This is a genomic window from Candidatus Pelagibacter communis (genome assembly GCF_001180205.1).
Lineage (GTDB): Bacteria > Pseudomonadota > Alphaproteobacteria > Pelagibacterales > Pelagibacteraceae > Pelagibacter > Pelagibacter ubique_O.
Window position 1 is genome coordinate 1 of record NZ_CVSU01000077.1, and the last position, 1,365, is coordinate 1,365.

Here is a 1,365-nt window from a genome sequence, read left to right on the forward strand (position 1 = left end):
ACGAATGTGAGCACTAATGTGAAGAAGCTTAAGAAATAGAAAAACTCCCCCCTTGCTTCTAAGCTACCGACATTTGGAAAAGGTGGTGTAGTAAAGCCTTGACCTGCTCCAATAATTTCTATTCCACCAGAAATTTCACCCGCAGCTACACCTAAACCTAATGTACAAATTGCAAAATAATGTCCTCTAAGTCCAAGAATAGAATATCCTATCAAACCAGCTACAATAGTTGGAACTACAGCAGCTACGACTAGTCCAAATGCCATACCTTGAAAAAACTGTGTTGGAGTATGAACAAATGTTTTTTCCCCTCCACTCTCCGTCCATTCAGCTAATGGAAAAAACATTCCAACTTGAACAGAAGCGCATAGGTACATTCCTAATCCATAAAATAATATATTTCCAAATGAATTATAGCCCATCTCCCCACCTTGGATGTTCCAAGTAGTAGCAAGAACTATTAAAACACAAAGAATTGATAGCTGAACTTTAAAGGCTGGAAATAAAAAAGGGGCAGCCAATCCAAATATTAATATTACTGCATATAAAATAAAATTCTTATTCATTTTTCATCTCAATCTTACTTTAAATATTCTCTTTTCCTTGAAAGTTTAAATCTTCTATAAACCAGGATTAATACTAATAATAAAAATACTGAACCAATTCTAAATTCTGTACCCAGTATATAATCTGCAAATTCTTCAAATACTCCTAATCCCATTCCCGACATTGCTACGCCAGGTAAGTTTCCTAATCCTGCAACAATTACGATCATGAAAGATCTGATTGTGTAGGGTAATCCCATGTAAGGATGAATTGTGAAAGTTATAGATATCAAAGCACCAGCAACTCCACAAAGAGCAGCATTTATTCCAAATGTTGCGGCATAAACTTTTTCTGTATCGACACCTAAAATCTTTGCAGCTCTTGCATTTTGAGCTGTAGCTCTAATTGCACGTCCTAGCTTTGATTTTTTCATATAAATTACCAAACAAACTGCAAATACAATGCTAATAAACGCTGAAAATATTTTTTGAATTTGGTAACACAACATTGTTATCAAACAACATAGTTGTTCCATAACCGGAATTTGCAAGTACGACATCTGCGCCAAATGCAAAATTCATTAATTGCATGAAAAGAATACTTATTCCAAAAGTAGCTAAAATAGAGATAAATAGATCTCTATCTACTACTTTATTAATTACGAGTTTGTAAATTGCTATACCAACAAAGTACATTATTACTGGCGCAACAATAACTCCCCATGCTGGATGAATACCATAGAGATACATAAAGTATGCAATGTATCCTCCTAAGATTACAAGATCTCCTTGAGCAATGTTAATTATATTCATCACACCC

At 34.4% G+C, this 1,365-nt stretch carries 2 pseudogenes; both read right to left on the reverse strand.

The features are described 5' to 3' along the window. Window positions 1-566, reverse strand: a pseudogene (locus AMO08_RS02925) (branched-chain amino acid ABC transporter permease); the annotation flags it as partial. Between the two features lie 14 nt (window positions 567-580). Continuing rightward, a pseudogene (locus AMO08_RS05975) lies at window positions 581-1,365 on the reverse strand (branched-chain amino acid ABC transporter permease); the annotation flags it as partial.